Below are 15,739 nucleotides of genomic sequence, written 5' to 3'. Positions count from 1 at the left end.
ACCAGGAAGGTGTTTTTTTGTTGCCTAGAAAGGTGGTGAGTTAATGCAAAAACGGAGTATATGGGACAGGATCTTTGGAAAAGAGCCAAAGCAGCTGACTAATGAAACACAGTTTAAATTTATGAATGGATTCACTCCTGTTTTTTCTGATTTCGGGGATGATCCTTACACTTCTGATATCGTGAGGAGTGCCATTCATTCTATCGCTTCGAATGCTGCCAAATTAAAGCCAAAACATATACGTCGTTTAAATGGCGATGTTAAGCATGTGAACGGGCAGTTGGAAAGATTGCTGACTGTCAGACCGAATGAATTCATGAGTTCTTATGATTTTATTTATAAGGTTGTGACACAAAGGGAACTTTACAATAATGCTTTCGTTTACATCAAATGGGATACTTCCACAGGATTAGTATCAGGACTATATCCTGTGGATTTGTCGAGTGTTGAGCTGGTAGAGGCACAAAATATCCTCTTTGTAAAATTCCAATTTCCAAATGGACAAAAACTAACTGCTCCATATTCGGATTTCATTCACTTGAGGAAGTTTTACAACCGAAATGATATGTTTGGAGAATCCAACTCAAAAGCATTGCTTCCAACTTTAGACTTAATCCACACAACTGACGAAGGCATTATCAATGCTGTCAAATCGTCAGCCTTTTTGCGTGGTTTGATTAAGTTTACCAATGCAATGTTGAAACCTGAGGATATTAAAAAGCAACGAGATGATTTCGTTAAAGATTATATGGACGTTTCCAATAATGGTGGGATTGCGGCTCTTGATGCTAAAGCCGAATATCAGGAACTGAAGAACGATCCAAAGATGGTTGATGATAAACAAATGGCAACCATTGAGGAGAAAGTTTACAAATATTTCAATGTGAACAAAAAAATTGTCATGAGTAATTACAACGAAGATGAATGGGATGCCTTTTATGAAAATGTAATCGAGCCTATCGCCATTCAGTTAAGCCTGGAAACGACATATAAAATTTTCAGCGATCGGGAGCAAGGCCACGGAAATGAAATTATTTTCGAAGCAAATCGCCTTCAATATGCTTCCACAAAAACAAAGGTCAATCTTATTAAAGAGCTTATGCCACTTGGAATGCTTAGCAAAAATGAAGGACGTGACATCTTCAACCTTTCACCTATTGAAGGAGGAGAAAAACATATTCAGACATTGAATGTGGTCAATGCCGATAAAGCTGACGAGTATCAAGTAGGTAAATCGAAAGGAGGTGAGACGGATGACAAAGAAGAAGATTGATCCTCCAGTGACGGAGAAGCGTGAACTTCCACAATCAACAATTGAGCTGCGTGAAACTGAAGATGGCCAGCGTACCATTACAGGCTATGCAGTAAAGTGGGAGATGAAGTCTCACACCATGGGATGGTTCACCAGGTTTAGGGAGCAATTCAAAAAAGGGGCATTTACAGAATCCCTTAACAAAGAAGATCAGCGAGCTCTATGGTCCCATGACACTTCTAAAGTTTTAGACCGGACAAAGAACGGCACTTTAAGGCTGTATGAGGATGATATTGGCCTGCGTTTTGAATTGGATTTACCCAATACAACTCTTGGAAATGATGCATATGAAACTATTAAACGCGGTGATGTTGACGGCGTTTCTTTTGGTTTTAGAATGTTAAAACAAGAATGGGATGAAGCGGACCCTGATAATGTAGTTAGAACCATTACTCAGGCGGATTTATTTGAAATAAGCCCTGTAGGCTTCCCGGCATATCCAGATAGCCAGGTATCTGCCAGAAGCGAGGATCCATACAAGGCTTATTTAGAAGAAAAAAAGCAGCTTGAAAACAAGGAATTGCGCAAACAATTAATCTTAAAAACTTACCTATAGGGGGAAATATTAATGAATCGTTTACAAGAAATCTTAGCTAGAAAACAGGAAATCCGTTCTTTGCTTGAAGGTGATCAGGAAGTTGATGTAAAAGCAATCGAGGAAGAGCTGCGCCAGCTGCAGGAAGAGGAGTCAAAAATCATCGAAAAGCGTAAGCTTGCCGAAGGCATTCAGATGGGACAAGTTGAAACTCGTGAAATTCCTAAGCCAACCGAAACTCGCTCTGATAAAGTAGAAATTCGTAGCATGAAATGGCAAGAAGCGTATGAGACAGACGAATATCGTTCAGCTTGGGTAAAAACTATGATGGGTGCTACTCTTTCTGCAGAAGAACGGGATGCAATGGATCATGTTAATGATGAGTACCGTGCATTCACGCACAATACTGAAAACACTCAAATTCTTATTCCGAAAACAGTTGCAGCCGGCATCTGGAAACGTGCAGAAGAGGAATATCCTCTTTGGGCTGATGTACGTAAATTCAATGTTAAAGGCAACCTATCAATGATCAAGTCTTCCACAAACTCTGTCAATGCCCAATGGTACGATGAAGAAGATGTGGTTGACACTGACCAACTTGGCTTCGGACAGCTTGACCTTACTGGCTGCGAGCTTGCTAAGGCTGTTCAAGTCACTTGGAAACTCAAGAAGATGGCTCTTGCTGAGTTTGAAGCATACATCATCCGTGAAATCGGGGATCGTATGGGTATCTCTTTATCAACAGCAGTATATGTGGGTAAAGGTAAACCAGGTGGCGGTGACACATTCAAGCCTGAACCACGAGGTATTAAAACGGTTCTTAAAGCAGAAGCGAACACACCACAAATCAAAGCTTATGCTGAAGCTGACGGTGTAGCATTTAACAATTTAACAGGTCTAATGGCGGCTCTTCATTCATCTTATGTGAATGGCGCTACTATTTACGCAAACAACACAACTATCTGGAACACTCTTGCGAATGTTGTTGATGGCCAAGGCCGTCCGATGTTTATTGCTGATGTACAAGCAGGAGGAGTAGGTCGTATTCTCGGAAGGTCTATCAAACCTGATGCTGCAATTCCTGACGGGGAAATTCTTGTAGGTAATGTTAATGCTGGATATGTCGCAAATATCAATGAAGACATCACGATGTATCGAGAAGATCATGTTCGCGAACGTTTAACAGATTACATGGGCTATGCAATTGTGGATGGAGACGTTCTTGACAGCAAGGCTTTTGTAATCCTTGAAATGACTCCAACAGTCTAATGAGAAGGGAGAGATAACATATGTCTAAAAAGGTAATTAAAAGATTCCAGGATAAAGAAACCAAAGAAGTCTATTTTAGAGGCGACCTTTACGAGAATGACAACTCCGATAGGGTTGCTTTTTTAGTTGAAAAAGGCTACTTGGCAAGTGCAGATGTGCAAGAAGGCGCTGAATTCCCTAAACACACTGGCGGAGGTTGGTATGAACTTTCCAACGGTGAAAAGGTTAAAGGGAAAAAGGAAGCTTCTGCAACTGAAAAGGACCTACAAAAGAGTGGTGAATAACCATGTTATTGGAAGATATCAAAAAATCATTAAGAGTATCGCATTATGAACTTGATGATGAAATAACCGATCTTATCGAAGAGGCCCGGGCGGATTTAATCCTGTCCGGGGTTTCTTCTGTTATTGCTGAAGAAGAAATTGATGTAGATCCATTAATCAAAAGAGCCATCAAACTTTATGCAAAAGCTGACTTTGAAGAGGATAAAGACAAGTCTGAAAAGTATCAGCGATCCTATGACCTACTGAAACAACACTTGTCATTATCAGCTGATTATTCAGATGTACCGGTGGTGTAACGATGAACGATTTAGCGTATTTCCCATCAATTGAGATTGTGGAAGATGATCTTGGGCAAGTTGATGAAATTGAAACTTATTCCAGACAAGTATTCTGCAAGAAAAAGAGTGTTCCACAGAATGAATTTTTTCAAGCTGGCCTAAATGACATAAAAGCGAGTATTGTTATAATCGTCCACACGCTTGATTACCAGGAAGAAGAAAGTGTTAAGTATGACGGCAAGGTCTATCGTATTTACAGGTCATACGAGCGCAAAGATGGCAAGACAGAGCTATATGGCGAGGTGAGAGCCGGTGGGTAATATCAACATTGACAAATTAGCTGCCGAAATAGCCAAGGAGTTAGTGGAATATACCGAAGAAATTGAAGAAGAAATATTAAAAGCATCAAACGACGTGACAAAGGAAGCTATTAAAGATTTAAGAAGCACATCTGCCCATGAAGATGTATCAGGCGATTACCGGGAAGGTTGGACACGAAAGAAGTTTAGAGATTCAACGGTGGTATACAACAAGAAGCATCAAATAACCCACTTGCTGGAAAAAGGACACGCAAAAAGAGGCGGCGGCCGAGTGCCGGCAAAAGTTCATATGGCACCAGTAGAGGATAAGGCTGTGAAAAAATTTATGGAGCGGGTGGAAGGAGTGATCAAACGATGACCTTAGTTGAGTTTAAAAGAATATTAGATGAAGCGGGTTATCCTGTTACTTATTCACACTTCTCCAGTCCTCCACAATTGCCGTATTTGGTTTATTTAGAAGCATTCAACCCTTCATTTGATGCAGACAATAAGACTTATCATAAGATGGCAGATGTCCAAGTTGAGTTATATAGCATCAAAAAAGACTTGAATGCAGAAGGAAAACTTGAAGGGGTTTTTGATAAATATGAAATTCCATATACCTCCACAGGTCAATATATTCAGTCTGAAAACCTATATCAAAAATTATATGAAGTGAGGTTGATTTAGATGTTAAAGCTAGACTTACAGTTTTTTTCTGATAACAAAGTCGAGTACGGACTTTCCAATGTTCATTACGCTCCATACACAGAAGTAGATGGTGTGGTAACCTTTGATACACCGATACCTATTCCAGGTGCTGTGAGTATGACGTCAACTCCAAGTGGAGAATCTACACCGTTTCATGCTGACAACATGGTTTACTACTTAGTGGATACCAATCAAGGCTATGAAGCAACATTAAGTATTGCAAATATCCCACAGCAATTTGCAATCGATGCTTTAGGTGAACAACTAGACGAGACTGACGGAGTTTTGAACGAAGTGGCAGATGCACAAAAGAAAAGGTTCGCATTATTATTCCAATTTGAAGGAGATAAACAAGCAGTTAGACACGTTATGTATAACTGCCAAGCAAGTCGCCCTGGAGTAAGCGGTTCAACGAAAACAGGAAGCACTGAGATTACTCCAAAAGAACTTACATTGGCAGCATCTCCAATTAAAATTGCCGATAAGTTGTTGGTAAAAACGAAAACAACTGCAACAACACCACCTGCTATTTATGATTCATGGTTTGATACTGTATACCAAAAGACTCCACAGGTTTAAGGAGTGAATAACTAATGGAGAAAACTCTTACCATTGACGATGAAAAAATTAAGTTTAAGTCTTCTGGTGCTGTGCCTTTGAGATACAAGGCGCAGTTTCAGCGTGATTATTTTGCGGACATATATAAGCTTATGGATCTTGTGGACGGGGATATTGAAAATCCAGATGATATCAAACCAGACGATATCAATATAGCCAATTTGGATTTCGATGTTTTCTATCGTGTGGTTTGGACACTTGCTAAAACAGCAAACAAAGATGTTCCTGATTTAATGAGCTGGCTCGATGAATTTGATAGTTTCCCTATCGTAGAAGTCACTATCGAATTAATGGATATCATTTCAGCATCGATTCAAACAAAAAAAAAGCCTCAAGCTCAGGGGAAGAGACGGAAGAAGTAACCACTGAGCTGTTTGTGGGTTTAGCATATAAATGCGGATTAACTAGTCATGACTTGGAAGATATGACAATCGGTATGGTATTGGATTTTATTGATCACTACATTGAATTACAAAAACCAGAGTCAGAAAAGGTTCGCAAGGCAAGCCAATCGGATTTTGATTCATTCTAGACAGCCCACTATTATTAGTGGGTTTTATTTTTGTTTAAGGTGAGGTGAGAACATGGCCAGTAAAAGGATACGCGGTATCACAATTGAGATAGGCGGGAACACGACAAAACTGCAGGACGCTTTAAAGGATGTAGACAAGCGAACAAGTTCCCTTAGAGGTGAATTGAAGGATGTTGAGCGATTATTAAAACTCGATCCTACTAATGTTGAGGCTTTGGCCCAAAAACAAAAAATCCTCACAGAGTCTGTGGAAGCCACAACGGATAGGCTCGATGCCTTGAAAAAGGCGCAATCGGAAGTCCAAAAACAATTCGAGCGAGGGAATATATCTGAAAAACAGTACAGGGACTTCCGAAGGGAAATCGAATTTACCGAAGGTTCTCTGAAAAATCTCAAGAGCCAACTGAAAAAAGTCAATGACGGATCCTCCTTAAAAGATTTGAAAAAAGATGCGGAAAATGCCAAAGACTCCATCAAGGATTTAGGCGGAGAGATAGCCGGGGTTGTTGGAGGGTTGGCAGCTGGCGCAGGTATCAGCGGGATCATTCAGCAATCTCTTGATCTAGCTGAATTAGAAACAAAGATTGATATTACATTCGATGTTCCTGAAAAATCAAAGGAAACGGTAAAAGAGGCTGTAAAAGGTATTCAGTCCTACGGTGTAGATGCTGAGGAAGCCCTGGAAGGTGTTCGTAGACAATGGGCGTTAAATAAAAACTCGACAGATAAAGCCAACAAAGCAGTTGTGGACGGGGCAGCGGTCATTGCTTCAACTTATGCAGGCATCGATTTTACTGAATTAATTCAGGAAGCTAATGAGATTTCCAGTGAATTGAATATGTCTAATGAAAATGCTCTTGGATTAGTAAATTCCTTGTTAAAGATGGGTTTTCCTCCAGAGCAGATTGATATTATCGCTGAATACGGAAAGCAGCTGCATGATGCCGGTTATAATGCTAGTGAGATTCAAGCCATATTCGAGGCAGGGGTCGAAACTGGCACCTGGAATATTGATAACCTTTTAAACGGTCTTAAAGAAGGTCGTATCAAAATGGCTGAATTCGGTCAAGAGATACCGAAAGCCACAGAAGAATTACTTAAAGGCACCGACATTTCCAAAAAGCAATTGCAAGAGTGGGGCGAAGCGGTGGCGAAGGGTGGCGAAAGCGGCTCAAAAGCAATGGAGGATGTCACTACTGCTTTACTCGGTGTAAAAGATGAAACGCAAAGAAATGCTCTCGGTGCTCAAATTTTCGGAACCATATGGGAAGACCAAGGGGTAAATATCGCTGATACTATTCTGAACGCAAAGGATAAGGTCATCGATTTGAAAGCGAACCAGGACGAATTAAATGCCTCTGTTGAAAAAATGGATTCTAATCCAGCAGTGGAATTGAATAAAGCGTTGGCAGATATGAAGGAAGAATTGGCTCCTTTATTAACTGCCATTTCGACTTTAGTTACTGATATTGCTCGATGGGCACAAGAAAATCCAACGCTTACAGCCAGTATTGTGGCGATCACGACAGCACTTGGCATTCTAATCGGAATATTCATAGCCATAATGCCTATTATTGTGACCATTACGGGACTAGCTACTGCTTTAGGGGTATCGGTCGGTGCAGTGGCGGCACCTGTACTTATAGTTATAGGTGTTATTACTGCACTAATTGCCATAGGTGTCCTTCTCTATAAAAATTGGGACACGATCAAAGCAAAAGCATCAGAATTAAGCGACAAGTTCCCATGGTTAAAAACAGCAATCGGATTGTTAACCAATCCAATAGGGACACTGATAGGACTAGGTAAAAAGCTTTATGAAAATTGGGATGTAATCAAAGAAAAAGCAGGAAAACTGCGAGAGAAAATTGCAAATTTATTTAAAGGTATTAAGTGGGAGCTACCGAAGTTAAAACTTCCACACTTCAAGGTTAGCGGTAAGCTAGACTTAAACCCAATGGGGGGTGTAAGTGTACCGAAAATATCGGTGGATTGGTATAAAAACGGTGGGGTATTCCCAGCCAACAGTCCACGGCTAATCGGTATTGGGGACCATCCAACAGCCGAGGAAGCAGCACTGCCATTGACTGATGATGTATTCAGAAAGATTGCAAAAGGTATAAACCAATTTTCTGGAGGTGGCATGGCTATACAGCCGTCTCCAGTATATTTAGATAATCATTTAATTGGGGAAATAGTATTTAGTGTAGTCGATAATCTGATGAGTTCAAATGCATCATTATCGTCATACATGAAGGGGGATAGGACTAAATGAACCTAATAAGATTATGGTATGAAGATGGTCAAGAAATTGATTTATCTAAATACGGATTGATTGGACTTAGGTTAATCATTCCATCTCCCCAATTTGAAACGTATACGGAAGAATTACCAGGTAGACCTGGAACTTTAAAACTAGGCAAGGATCTACGACCAAGATATTTGACTGCAGAGTTTAAAATTGATTCTAATGACTACACGGATTCCCTATTGCTTAGAGATGAATTATATTCACTCTTCAGCAAAGGGAATTTTTTGTACATTGGAGAAAAAATGCAACCCGGCAAAAGGTGGCATGTAGAATGTGTGGAACAATGGAATCCGGAACGGATCAATCTAAATACTATGAGAACTACAATTCCTTTTGTTGCTGAATCAGGCATGGCTGAGTCAGTCGGAACTACTCTGGACCCATTTACCTTCGATGCGGAAGTCTGGCAAGTAGGACAAGGACTAACATCTGATGATATGAAATACGTCCACAATACCAACCTGTTCAATATTTACAATGCTGGCAATGAGACTGTTAATCCACGGAATATGGAGCTGTTAATTGAATATAAAGGCGCATCCACAAACTTATCTATCAAGAATGAAACAACAGGTGATGAATGGATTTATACCGGAACTTCAAACAGTGGAGATTCTTTAAAACTCGATGGGATTCAGATGACTAAGAATAACCTAAGCATCTTCCGTAACACTAACAAGAAATTGATCAGCCTGGTTCCAGGATGGAATGGGTTTCGTTTGTCAGGTACGGTTGGCAGCTTTGAAATTAAATTTAGTTTTAGATTCCATTACTTGTAGAGAGAGGGTGATGTGATGGGAAAGTATAGAAAGTTATTTAACTTCTTTGACCGAATATACATGAATGATTTAAATAAAAATTTTGATGATGTTGATGCGGATATCAAGGTCCAGAAAGCCAGGGTCGACAATCTGATCACTGGCAATCCTCAACCTGCAGAAGTCATGGATTTACGGACTGATACAGATGGGGTTATCCATGGAACAGCTTGGGACCGTTTCGAATCTGACGAATCCAAAAAGAATGCAAAGTTTCAAGAGATCGGTGAACAATTGGCGGATGTAGCGTACAACTTAAATGGATTACCTAACGGATCAACAAATGATGCTAGTTCATTTATCCAGTCCGTTTTAAATTCAGCCAAGACGAATAAGGTAAGGAAAATAAAATTACCTAAAAGCACCTACCGACTTAATTCCTCGCTCTTTATTGAAACTGATGATTTAGAACTGGATTTCAGCGGTTCGACAATCCTGAGTTATGCAAAGGCATCTAGCAACAAACAAGGTGAGATCGGAATTATAAACCCTAGAGGAAGTTTTGTGGAAACGGATGTAGATTTTATTTCTTACTTCCGTTCAGTTTTCAACAAAGCGCATACTCCTCCTGCTAACTCACCTGTTTTACTGACTTACGAAGCAATCGAGCAGATTAGTAACTATGAGTATCATGCACAAGGAAAAATCACCACATCAAATAATAACTATTTCAATGTTGGTGACGAAATTCTTTTGATCGGCTGGACACGACCAGAAGGTTATCCATATGTGAAGGAGAAATTCGAGCCAGAGATTAGAACTGTAGCAAAGGTTTTGGCTAAGGATGCAACGTATATCTATGTGGATTATTATTCTCCATTTAAATATCCTGCATTTGTTAATAATACGATTTTTAAAAGTCGAGTACACAAAATAAAGACAATTAAAAACATCGCTATTAAAAACGCCAATATCATTAACATGAATAACATCGCAACGTTGAACGCCCCTACTGCTACTGAAAAGGCAGAAGCTCTATCAGGGATTACGCCTTTCTTTGTGGATGGGTTAAAACTTGATAATGTAAAAGTCGAGAATACTGTTTGGAATGCGATTTACCCTTGGTCTTGTCGGAACATCGAATACAATAATATTCATGCTGAAAAACCGCAAGCATGGGGTGGTGGTCAAGGATATACCATACAGCATATGGGTTGTAGGGATATTGAAGCACATAATATTACGGGATTCCAAGTACGGCATGTAGTGGACTTTAGTTGCAATTCTCACAATGCTGCTGTTTATGACAGTTTCGGGATTGATGGTAAAGACACTACATTGCTAATGCACGGAATGTGTGAACACGATATTACTTTCATACGTTGTAAAGGAATGTTCGGCATGGGAAGCGGATTGGCAGAGTTTCCTAATGTCAATGCCAATATAAAAATTGATAGTTGCGATCTGTTTTTTGTGGCGATGATTGATGACACCCGATGGGTAAACAATGTATTGATTGATAACAGTCGTATCAAGTATATTTCACATCCACCTTTTATGAACTTCACGACTAGAAACAGTGAAGTCACCTTTGATATTCAGAACTATGCTCCGAAGCCTAATGCACGCGATCAGGTATTAAATGCAAAGCTAATAATGGATAATGTTGATTTAATCCTTTACACAAGCAACATTAACAACTATGCGGCTTACTTCTTAAACTACGATAAAATTGTTTTCAAAAACATCAGAAGCAGGTTGCGAAGTGATTCAGTGGTAAGGCAAATGATTTTTAATGTCCAAGGTGTAACTGATTTAGTATTAGATAATGTCACAGGGCAAGAAATAACAATCTCATACAAAAATGAACGTTCCACCAAGGCAAGGATTCTATTGAATAACAATGATATTCTCTTGACAGCAGCGAATACGATTTATTTCCTGGATGTCGAAGCTTTAACTAATTGCAATCTTTTCATCGAATACAAAGGAAACAGAATAGAAAACACAGGAACAACAAGTCAATTCTTTGTTTTAGATGTTAGAAGCGCAAACTATATAAACTCCAAGGTTGTATCAAATACACATGATAACTTCTTTAAAGGCAATCCCAACGCCTTGATTCATTATGTGTATACTGCTGGGGATGGTATTGTTAATGCGATTGACCATGACAATATTGTTCAGAATAAAGCGGGCGGAGCGTTATTCACAACAGGCAAGCACACAGTAATTTAATAAACAATTGGACACGATAGCGTATCACATAAGCACCTCTAATCGGGGTGCTTTTCTTATTGAGAAGAGGTGAGAATCATTGCTCACAGTTAGAGATTTAACTGGAACAGAAGAAGGGTTGACCGATTTTAAAGAGCTTTCCAGGAACAGAAAAGTAAACGGTGAAAAGACTCTTTCCTTAACTGTTTTACCTACTTTGAAAAACAAACACTCTTTTCCGATGGTTGAGGAAGAGTCAGTTATAGATTTTGATGGAGAAGAGTATGTCATCAAGAAGCTAGGCGAGCGATCCATCGGGAACACCTATTTAAAACGAGTTGATGCGATTCACAAGTTTTTCGTTGATATGATCAACAAGCAGCAGCCTGACATTCACAACGGATCTATGACATTCGATGCCTTTCTTCAATTTCTCTTTACCGGTACTGGATACACTTACACTGTCATGGGAACCTTTTACGCTCAGGACTTTGAGAATTTAGGCAATGACAATCGATTAGCCTTGTTGCAAAAAGGTATAGAGCGATACAAAGCGGAGATTGAGATTGTTGGCACTGATGTACGATTTAAAGAAAAGATTGGAGTCGATACAGACTTTCAATTCAGATATGGACATAACATTAAATCCATTGAAAGAAATGTGGATACTACCAACCTTGCAACAGTGATCAGCGGTAAAGGGGCCGAAGGAATCACAGCTTATTACCGTAGTCCGAACGCTGATATTTTCGGAGAAATCGAAGCTCCTCCCGTGGAAGATGAACGTTTTACTACACAGGAATCATTGCTTGAAGAAATGAAGTCAAGGCTCCAGGACACACCAGAGTTTTCAATCACCATTGATTTCGCTGACCTTAGAGCAGCTGGCTATCCTTACACAGTGCCGAATGAAGGGGATCGTGTTTTCGTCATCTATGAGCCAATGAATGATCTCGAAATTGAAACTCGAATCATGGGAATCAATGAAACTTATAATCTTATGCTTGAACCTGTTAAAACCACTGTAACGCTCGCCAATTACAAGAAATCCTTTTCCGGTGCCGTGTTTGATAAGGTGCAAAAAGAATTTAAGAAAATTCTCGATGAAAGCGGGAAAATCAAATACAGTCTACTGGATGAAGCTGTAAGACGAGCAACTGAAATGTTATTGGGTTCTGCAACTGAGTTGGAATATACCGAGAATGGCATTATAGCCAGGTCAAAAGACAACCCTAATTACCTTGTCTTGTTATCATCAGTTGGAGTAGGCGTGAGTGTGGATAATGGGCAAACCTTTCGCCAGGCGATTACAGCAGAGGGGATTGTAGCTGATCTCATTACAGTTGGAACGATGCTCTTTGACCGAAGTAAAGGCGGTACATTGTCGCTAGGTGGTGGAGAGGGTGGAGATGGGCGCTTAATTCTCTATAATGTAGGTGGCGAACAAATCGCAGACTTAGACGCTACTAAAGGCGGTTTTACAAACCTTTACATTGCAGACCTCGAAAGTCCGACTGTACCGAGGTATTCAAAAGAGGATATAAAGTTGTATGTTGCTGCAGCTAAAGTTTCCACAGGAAGCACATACATGGACCCCTCAGATGATAATTCGGGTACTTCATTTGCCGAACCGTTAGCCACCATAAACGAAGCGTTAAGTCGCATCCCTCGATACTATGATGGTGATGCCATTATTTATATAGCTTGGGGCCAGAACTTGTATCAGGATTTTGCTTTTCGTGGATTCTCAGGGAAAGGTTCCATCACGATTGAGGGACAGGATAAATCCACAAAGTTAAACGGTAACTTTACATTAAGCAATAACTCCACACAGTGCAAAGTGCAGAACATGACCGTCAACGGAAAAGCAAACAGTTACGCTGTAGCAAGTGTGATTCAATGTTCATCTGCCTTCATCCAAAATGTAATTATTAACGGTAACAATTCTGAGCGAGGTATTGATGTGAACCAAAGCGGTTACTGTCAGATCATGAACAGTGAAGTGTATTCCGTAACACAGGGTATCCTCGCTAGATACGGTGCTACAGCGTGGATTCAAGACTGTAAGGGGTACGGAACAACTCATGGTATTTTCGCCTATGGCGGTTACATCATGGGCGGTGGGACAGCACCAAATGGTGCAGCCCTATCTGGGAAGGATTATGGCGGTCAAATCTATCCAATGTTTACTGCAAACAACGGTTCATACGCTGCTCCACCAGCACCGGAAACAACAAAATTTATTAAATCTGCATCTGGTAACAACTGGAGCAGCCAAGGATTTTGGGGCAATGATGGAGTTAAGCAAGGGAATTACGGTTACGGCAGAAGAACAGGATTATGGTTCTTTGGTACAGATATTTTAAACAATATAGGTACAGGAAAGACGATTAAGGCCATGAGGGTGTATATCAAGCGGAGTAACAGCGGTGGATCGTCAGGCGGTGTCCGGCATAGCTTAAGAGCGCACGGCTATCAAACTCAGCCAGGAAGCTCGCCTAGCGTAAGTGCTGAAATCGGTGCTGCCACACTAAAATGGGGGCAGGGTGCATGGATTACAGTTAATCCTTCTTACTTTGCTGGCTTTGCCAATGGCACTTATCGAGGTTTTGGTGTGTATGTCAATTCTGACAGCGGCAGCCTATACTCCATTCTTTCCATTGCTGCTGAAGTGGAAATCACATATTCATAGGAGGTTACATCATGAAAATAGTTATTTTCGAGCCTGCAACAAAAGAAGTAATCTACATTCAAGAACAAGTGAGTAATCCGGAAGTAACGGATAACAGTGTTACCTTTAAGGGGGGTGAGCTTGCTGGGATTTCAAAGAGCTTTATCCTGATTGACGACATGGAAGTGAGTGATAGTGTGACGGATGAAATGATTGCATTGGATAAAAAGGCAAGCTATCCAAAAACCGATTTAAAGAAAGAGAATGAGGATCTTAGAAAACAACTAACAGATCTATCATTCGAATTAATGATGAAAGGTGTGCTCTAGATGGATTGGTTTAAAATCGCATTGAATGATTGGAGTATCTATAACGACCCATCACGAATCCGGAAATACGTTGATTTCGGGAAGATCACACAAGCGCAATTTACAGAAATAACCGGTGAGTCTTACAGCTAAGGCTCTATTTTTATGGGTAAATAGAGAGAGGGGGTAACACATTGGAGGAAAAAGACATGCTAAATAGCCATGAAGAAATCATACACAAGAACATACTGCCCCGGCTCGATGTGGTGGAAAAAGCACAGGCTGCCTTTCAACAGGAAGTCGCTACCATAAAATCCGACCTGATGGGCGTACAAAGAGGACAAGCGCAATTAGAATTGACGGTCATGAAGGATGGTAAAGAAACTCGTGATATGCTGAAACAATTTGTGAATCATGTTCTGGATCAGGATAAACAAGAATCGCAGGCAAAGTTAGAGGACAAAAAAGCAGAAACTCAATCAAAAATAGAAGCTAGAAAAGCTAGATGGGAAATTATAGGTAAGGTAACTGTTGTCCTTGCTGGCAGCGGAAGTATTATATATGCGTGGATCGAGTTATTAAAAGATAAATTATAGGAGTGATTTTGATGATCAACTGGAAAGTAAGATTTAAAAATCCGACTTGGATCGTAACAGTTTTCATACCTGGGGTTATCTTGCTAGCGCAAATGGTGCTAGCTTTTTTTAATGAGTTTATTTATCCAACTGGCTACAGCATTTCAGATGATGCCATTAAAGGATTTATGGGGATTGTAAACTTCTTTGCTCTAACGTTTTTAGGCATTGGTGGAGTCCTTGATCCAACCACAGAAGGCATGGAAGATAGCCCAAGAGCCAAACGATATCAAGAACCACAATAGGAGGGATTCATTATGAAAATCATGCTGGATGCAGGTCATTCCCGGGTAACACCTGGGAAGCGATCACCAGATGGGATGTTAGAATTTGAGTTTAATTCTGTAGTGGCAAACTATGCAAAGGCCTTACTTGAAGAATATCTGAATACCACAGTTTATTTTGCCCACGATCCAAGTGGTAAAGTAGACATCCCTCTTGCAACCAGGACAGATAGAGCGAACGAATTGAATGTGGATGCGTATGTTTCTATCCACGCTAATGCATTCGGTCCTGGTGGGTGGCATGATGCTTCAGGCATTGAAACGTTCATCCATCCGTCAAAGCCAAAAGATGCATATGAATTGGTCATCAAGATACAAACCAATTTATTAAGAGCAAGCGGGCTTCCTAATCGTGGAGTGAAAACAGCAGACTTCCACGTATTAAGGGAAACGGATATGACTGCAGTACTTCCTGAGTGTGGATTCATGACCAATAAAGGCGACTTGAATAAGTTGAAATCAGATGCTTATCGTCGGTCTGTCGCTCAAGGTATTGTGTATGCCCTGGCTGATCAATATAACTTGAAAAAGAAACCAGCACCAAAATTAATGGAAAAGAAAGAAGCTGCAGCTGGGGAATATCCTGAAAAGATTCAGGGATTGATTGAATGGGTCCAAGAGAACGGAATTAGTGACGGTAAAAACCCTTACGCTCCTGCTACTCTTGCCTATGTGTGGGAAGTGGCACGGAATATCGTGAATAAGCTGGAAAAATAA

The 15,739-nt window shown here is 40.3% G+C and carries 19 protein-coding genes; all 19 read left to right on the top strand.

All coding sequences use genetic code 11. The features are described 5' to 3' along the window. Nucleotides 1-43 precede the first annotated feature (43 nt). The 19 genes from LC048_RS13605 to LC048_RS13515 all read left to right on the top strand — a co-directional run bounded on the left by LC048_RS13605 (nt 44) and on the right by LC048_RS13515 (nt 15,739). A complete protein-coding gene (locus LC048_RS13605) occupies nt 44-1,273 on the top strand; it encodes a phage portal protein (RefSeq protein ID WP_226600488.1) in 1,230 nt (409 codons plus the stop codon). Continuing rightward, complete coding sequence (locus LC048_RS13600) at nt 1,254-1,868, top strand: HK97 family phage prohead protease (RefSeq protein WP_306047941.1); 615 nt, start codon at nt 1,254-1,256, stop codon at nt 1,866-1,868. The genes LC048_RS13605 and LC048_RS13600 overlap by 20 nt, the downstream gene beginning before the upstream one ends. Nucleotides 1,869-1,880: 12 nt before the next feature. Beyond that, nucleotides 1,881-3,116: a phage major capsid protein gene (locus LC048_RS13595; RefSeq protein ID WP_226600490.1), complete on the top strand. Its 1,236-nt coding sequence runs from the start codon at nt 1,881-1,883 to the stop codon at nt 3,114-3,116. A 20-nt stretch (nt 3,117-3,136) separates the two neighbouring features. Continuing rightward, nucleotides 3,137-3,400 carry a hypothetical protein gene (locus tag LC048_RS13590; protein ID WP_226600491.1) on the top strand — a complete coding sequence of 88 codons (264 nt, stop codon included), beginning with the start codon at nt 3,137-3,139 and terminating at the stop codon, nt 3,398-3,400. 2 nt (nt 3,401-3,402) lie between these two features. Next, a complete protein-coding gene (locus tag LC048_RS13585; RefSeq protein WP_226600492.1) occupies nt 3,403-3,696 on the top strand; it encodes a head-tail connector protein in 294 nt (97 codons plus the stop codon). A 2-nt stretch (nt 3,697-3,698) separates the two neighbouring features. After that, a complete protein-coding gene (locus LC048_RS13580; protein WP_226600493.1) occupies nt 3,699-3,998 on the top strand; it encodes a phage head closure protein in 300 nt (99 codons plus the stop codon). Beyond that, nucleotides 3,991-4,356, top strand: a complete 366-nt coding sequence (locus LC048_RS13575) for an HK97 gp10 family phage protein (RefSeq protein ID WP_226600494.1) — start codon at nt 3,991-3,993, stop codon at nt 4,354-4,356. Before LC048_RS13580 ends, LC048_RS13575 begins: the two co-directional genes overlap by 8 nt. Further along, nucleotides 4,353-4,667 carry a hypothetical protein gene (locus LC048_RS13570; RefSeq protein ID WP_226600495.1) on the top strand — a complete coding sequence of 105 codons (315 nt, stop codon included), beginning with the start codon at nt 4,353-4,355 and terminating at the stop codon, nt 4,665-4,667. The genes LC048_RS13575 and LC048_RS13570 overlap by 4 nt, the downstream gene beginning before the upstream one ends. Next, nucleotides 4,668-5,267, top strand: coding sequence for a major tail protein (locus LC048_RS13565; RefSeq protein WP_226600496.1), 600 nt, complete (start codon nt 4,668-4,670; stop codon nt 5,265-5,267). It begins immediately after the preceding gene. Nucleotides 5,268-5,281: 14 nt separating this feature from the next. Next, the gene (locus LC048_RS13560) at nt 5,282-5,668 is read left to right on the top strand and encodes a hypothetical protein (RefSeq protein ID WP_226600497.1); all 387 of its coding nucleotides are present in this window, start codon (nt 5,282-5,284) and stop codon (nt 5,666-5,668) included. A gap of 333 nt (nt 5,669-6,001) precedes the next feature. Then, on the top strand, nt 6,002-8,113 hold the full coding sequence (locus LC048_RS13555) for a phage tail tape measure protein (RefSeq protein ID WP_306047940.1): 2,112 nt from the start codon (nt 6,002-6,004) through the stop codon (nt 8,111-8,113). Beyond that, entirely contained in the window at nt 8,110-8,928 is an 819-nt protein-coding gene (locus LC048_RS13550; RefSeq protein WP_226600499.1) for a phage tail family protein, read from the top strand. Before LC048_RS13555 ends, LC048_RS13550 begins: the two co-directional genes overlap by 4 nt. 15 nt (nt 8,929-8,943) lie before the next feature. Continuing rightward, nucleotides 8,944-11,145, top strand: a complete 2,202-nt coding sequence (locus LC048_RS13545) for a hypothetical protein (protein ID WP_226600500.1) — start codon at nt 8,944-8,946, stop codon at nt 11,143-11,145. Between the two features lie 79 nt (nt 11,146-11,224). Then, nucleotides 11,225-13,816 carry a phage tail protein gene (locus LC048_RS13540; protein ID WP_226600501.1) on the top strand — a complete coding sequence of 864 codons (2,592 nt, stop codon included), beginning with the start codon at nt 11,225-11,227 and terminating at the stop codon, nt 13,814-13,816. A gap of 11 nt (nt 13,817-13,827) precedes the next feature. Next, nucleotides 13,828-14,124: a hypothetical protein gene (locus LC048_RS13535; protein ID WP_226600502.1), complete on the top strand. Its 297-nt coding sequence runs from the start codon at nt 13,828-13,830 to the stop codon at nt 14,122-14,124. Next, nucleotides 14,125-14,256 (top strand): XkdX family protein, encoded by a 132-nt coding sequence (locus LC048_RS13530; RefSeq protein ID WP_226600503.1) that lies wholly within the window; start codon nt 14,125-14,127, stop codon nt 14,254-14,256. A gap of 41 nt (nt 14,257-14,297) precedes the next feature. Further along, complete coding sequence (locus LC048_RS13525; protein WP_226600504.1) at nt 14,298-14,699, top strand: hypothetical protein; 402 nt, start codon at nt 14,298-14,300, stop codon at nt 14,697-14,699. Nucleotides 14,700-14,710: 11 nt separating this feature from the next. Continuing rightward, nucleotides 14,711-14,983 carry a phage holin gene (locus LC048_RS13520; protein ID WP_226600505.1) on the top strand — a complete coding sequence of 91 codons (273 nt, stop codon included), beginning with the start codon at nt 14,711-14,713 and terminating at the stop codon, nt 14,981-14,983. A gap of 12 nt (nt 14,984-14,995) precedes the next feature. Continuing rightward, nucleotides 14,996-15,739: an N-acetylmuramoyl-L-alanine amidase gene (locus tag LC048_RS13515; RefSeq protein ID WP_306047939.1), complete on the top strand. Its 744-nt coding sequence runs from the start codon at nt 14,996-14,998 to the stop codon at nt 15,737-15,739.

This window comes from Mesobacillus subterraneus (assembly GCF_020524355.2).
Lineage (GTDB): Bacteria > Bacillota > Bacilli > Bacillales > Cytobacillaceae > Mesobacillus > Mesobacillus subterraneus_C.
Note: the sequence above shows the minus strand (reverse complement) of the source record. Positions and strands in the feature narration are given on the sequence as shown.

Coding starts and splice junctions, on each gene's coding strand:
- LC048_RS13580 (WP_226600493.1), top strand. CDS start 3,699: ATGAACGATTTAGCGTATTTCCCATCAATTGAGATTGTGGAAGATGAT.
- LC048_RS13545 (WP_226600500.1), top strand. CDS start 8,944: ATGGGAAAGTATAGAAAGTTATTTAACTTCTTTGACCGAATATACATG.
- LC048_RS13570 (WP_226600495.1), top strand. CDS start 4,353: ATGACCTTAGTTGAGTTTAAAAGAATATTAGATGAAGCGGGTTATCCT.
- LC048_RS13535 (WP_226600502.1), top strand. CDS start 13,828: ATGAAAATAGTTATTTTCGAGCCTGCAACAAAAGAAGTAATCTACATT.
- LC048_RS13600 (WP_306047941.1), top strand. CDS start 1,254: ATGACAAAGAAGAAGATTGATCCTCCAGTGACGGAGAAGCGTGAACTT.
- LC048_RS13520 (WP_226600505.1), top strand. CDS start 14,711: ATGATCAACTGGAAAGTAAGATTTAAAAATCCGACTTGGATCGTAACA.
- LC048_RS13550 (WP_226600499.1), top strand. CDS start 8,110: ATGAACCTAATAAGATTATGGTATGAAGATGGTCAAGAAATTGATTTA.
- LC048_RS13565 (WP_226600496.1), top strand. CDS start 4,668: ATGTTAAAGCTAGACTTACAGTTTTTTTCTGATAACAAAGTCGAGTAC.
- LC048_RS13515 (WP_306047939.1), top strand. CDS start 14,996: ATGAAAATCATGCTGGATGCAGGTCATTCCCGGGTAACACCTGGGAAG.
- LC048_RS13530 (WP_226600503.1), top strand. CDS start 14,125: ATGGATTGGTTTAAAATCGCATTGAATGATTGGAGTATCTATAACGAC.
- LC048_RS13605 (WP_226600488.1), top strand. CDS start 44: ATGCAAAAACGGAGTATATGGGACAGGATCTTTGGAAAAGAGCCAAAG.
- LC048_RS13560 (WP_226600497.1), top strand. CDS start 5,282: ATGGAGAAAACTCTTACCATTGACGATGAAAAAATTAAGTTTAAGTCT.
- LC048_RS13595 (WP_226600490.1), top strand. CDS start 1,881: ATGAATCGTTTACAAGAAATCTTAGCTAGAAAACAGGAAATCCGTTCT.
- LC048_RS13585 (WP_226600492.1), top strand. CDS start 3,403: ATGTTATTGGAAGATATCAAAAAATCATTAAGAGTATCGCATTATGAA.
- LC048_RS13590 (WP_226600491.1), top strand. CDS start 3,137: ATGTCTAAAAAGGTAATTAAAAGATTCCAGGATAAAGAAACCAAAGAA.